This window comes from Actibacterium sp. (assembly GCF_041584535.1).
GTDB lineage: Bacteria > Pseudomonadota > Alphaproteobacteria > Rhodobacterales > Rhodobacteraceae > Actibacterium_D.
Genome location: NZ_JBFHDW010000317.1, coordinates 1 through 2,668 on the forward strand (window position 1 = coordinate 1; position 2,668 = coordinate 2,668).

Below are 2,668 nucleotides of genomic sequence, written 5' to 3' on the forward strand. Positions count from 1 at the left end.
CAGAAAATGCCCGACCACCCCGCCAGCCCCGGCGGATGGGCGGCCTTGGGTCAGGGGTTGAAAACCCTGCACCATAGTGAAAGCAGCCTTTATGGCTGGGAACAGGATTACGCCTTTGGCGCGGCCCCGATCCCGAACGCGCCGCGCCACAGCTGGGCCGAATTCTGGATCGAACAGCGGCTGCTGGCATGGCCCGGCGATCTGCCGCTGGAAATCGCGCTGCGGCTGGAAACACTGGCACGGCATCTGCCGGATCTCTTGCCCGCTGCGCCGCCGGTGGCGTTGTTGCATGGCGATCTTTGGGGCGGGAATGTTCTGTTCGGCGCCTTTGGCTCGGCCTGCCTGATCGACCCGGCCTGCTATTACGGCGACCCCGAGGTCGATCTGGCGATGCTGGCCCTGTTCGGCGCCCCCGCCCCGGATTTCACCGCAGGCTATGGCGGCCTGCCCGAAGGGTGGGAGCACCGCCGCCCGGCCTATCAACTGTGGCCCGCGCTGGTGCATTTGCGGCTGTTCGGTCCCAGCTATCGCGGCATGGTGGAATCCCTGCTGGCCGAACTGGGGGCCTAAGCCCGCGTCAATGCACCCTCTGACCGGTCGCCATGCCCAGATGGTGTTCGCGGTGGTGATCGCCGGTAGCCATCAACCCCCAGAACCCCAGCGCCCGGATTTGTTCCGCACCCCGGTCCGAGGTCACGCGCCAGACCAGCGCATCGTCCTGATCGCGCAGATCGCTGCTCCAGCCGGTCTCGGCCGCCAGAACCGGGCCATGCGCGGGCACCATGCGTGCCGCTGCGGCACCGGGTTCGCCCGCCGTGCTGATCCGCATCTCAAGACCGCCTTCGATCGACTGGCTAAAGACCTCGGCTTCAAGCGTCACCAGCGCCATGTCGCGCAGATGCGCCCGCAGCGCGTCGATATCGACCGCAGACCAATCGGTATGCGGATTGGCCCGCAAGGCGGCGACGATTTCAGCGATCGCAGCAAAGGCGCCCTGCCCCGGCTGGCTTGGCATCGGGGTCTCGACCATCATCTGATCGTGCCCGCTATGGGTTTGCGCCATCGCGCCGCTGGCCAGCATCACCGCCGCCACTGCCATTTTCCAAACTCGCATCGGCTCCTCCTTATCCGTCACCTGTGACTAGCACAGACGCCGCCCCCCGCCAGTCACGTTCCCGTGCCAAAGCAAAAGGGCGGCCCCGTGAAGGACCGCCCTGCAACCACTGACCGCGACCCAATCAGGCGCGTTCGGAATATTCCATGGTCTCGGTGTTGACGATGATGTCTTCGTCCGGGCCAACAAAGGGCGGCACCATGACCTTGACGCCATTGTCCAGAATGGCCGGTTTAAAGCTGTTGGCTGCGGTCTGGCCTTTGACGACCGGCTCGGTCTCGATGACCTTGCAGGTGACTTTTTGCGGCAGCGTCGCGTTCAGAGCCTCGGATTCGTAGAATTCAACCAGAATGGTCATGCCATCCTGCAGGAACGGGCGGCGTTCGCCCAGCAGGTCGGCGGGCAGTTCGATCTGCTCATAGGTTTCGGCATCCATGAACACCAACATGCCGTCGGTTTCATACAGGAACTGCTGGTCTTTCTGCTCAAGCCGCACGCGCTCGACCTTGTCGGCGCTGCGAAAACGCTCGTTCAGTTTCGAGCCATTGCGCAGATTACGCATCTCGACCTGAGCAAAGGCGCCGCCCTTGCCGGGTTTGACATGGTCAACTTTCACCGCAGCCCACAGGCCGCCATTATGTTCCAGCACGTTGCCGGGACGGATTTCGTTTCCATTGATCTTGGGCATGGGAAAATCCTTGGCCATCGGTTGATCTGAATTCGAGCGCACCTATATCTTGGCAGTTCATGGCTGGCAAGACGACTAAATCCTGTGGGCTTCCCGATTTAGCCATGACCACAGCGCATAGGAGACATTCCAAATGGGAAATACCGAATCGCTGTGAAACCGCCATAAACGGCCCTACGCCGAAAAATGCAAGAGCAAGAATTATAAGGACGACGAGATGGCAGATTTCGTTGATGGCACCGCATTTAACCACGAACAGGGCAACCGCGCGCGCAAGCTTTTCGCCGCAGTTGTTTTGGCCGCACTGGATGATGCGATTGCTGATGACAAAAAATACGGTAACGGCCCCGAGCAGATCGCTCGTTGGGCGCGGTCCCGTGACGGGCGCGAGGTTTTGTCTTGTGCCGGCATCGACCCCAATGAACGGGTTGTGTCGGGGCTGATGGATTTCGTGTCGAAAGGTGTCCGCACCTCGGTTGCGCTGTCGCGCGAAGAAAGCGAACGCCGGCAACAGCTGGACCAGGCCGAAGCGGCCTGACCGGGCATATACATGCCAAACGAAAAAACGCGTCCTGAAAAGGGCGCGTTTTTCTTTTCCAGACCTTGTAGATTTATTCGAATTCGCGGCTGGCAAGCGCGCGGTTGATCTCGCGCCGGACCAGTTTGCGCACGTTGCGGGTGATGCGTTCGCCCAGCGCGCCCTGCAATTCCTCGCGCACGATGTCATTCACCATCTGCCGCAGCGTTTCCTCGTCCAGAACATCGGCGTCGGCACTGTCGCCTGCGAACATATTGCTGGCCAGCGTCGCGGCCTCGGCATCCGGGTCGAACTCATCCGCGCCGGGATCGGCGTCCGACACGGTCTG

Annotated in this window: 4 protein-coding genes and 1 pseudogene; 2 read left to right on the plus strand and 3 right to left on the minus strand. The window is 61.7% G+C overall.

The window, feature by feature from the left end:
* A partial coding sequence (locus tag ABYW26_RS12950) for a fructosamine kinase family protein (RefSeq protein ID WP_372605322.1) occupies positions 1-570 on the plus strand: 570 nt, incomplete at its 5' end.
* Positions 571-577: 7 nt separating this feature from the next.
* Here ABYW26_RS12950 and ABYW26_RS12955 read toward each other — a convergent pair.
* Positions 578-1,114 carry a hypothetical protein gene (locus ABYW26_RS12955; RefSeq protein WP_372605323.1) on the minus strand — a complete coding sequence of 179 codons (537 nt, stop codon included), beginning with the start codon at positions 1,112-1,114 and terminating at the stop codon, positions 578-580.
* 124 nt (positions 1,115-1,238) lie between these two features.
* Positions 1,239-1,802: an elongation factor P gene (gene efp, locus ABYW26_RS12960; protein ID WP_372605324.1), complete on the minus strand. Its 564-nt coding sequence runs from the start codon at positions 1,800-1,802 to the stop codon at positions 1,239-1,241.
* Positions 1,803-2,019: 217 nt separating this feature from the next.
* Here efp and ABYW26_RS12965 point away from each other — a divergent pair, with 217 nt between their 5' ends.
* Positions 2,020-2,340 carry a DUF6280 family protein gene (locus ABYW26_RS12965; RefSeq protein WP_372605325.1) on the plus strand — a complete coding sequence of 107 codons (321 nt, stop codon included), beginning with the start codon at positions 2,020-2,022 and terminating at the stop codon, positions 2,338-2,340.
* Between the two features lie 73 nt (positions 2,341-2,413).
* Here the strand turns inward: ABYW26_RS12965 and ABYW26_RS12970 are convergent.
* Positions 2,414-2,668, minus strand: a pseudogene (locus ABYW26_RS12970) (hypothetical protein); the annotation flags it as partial.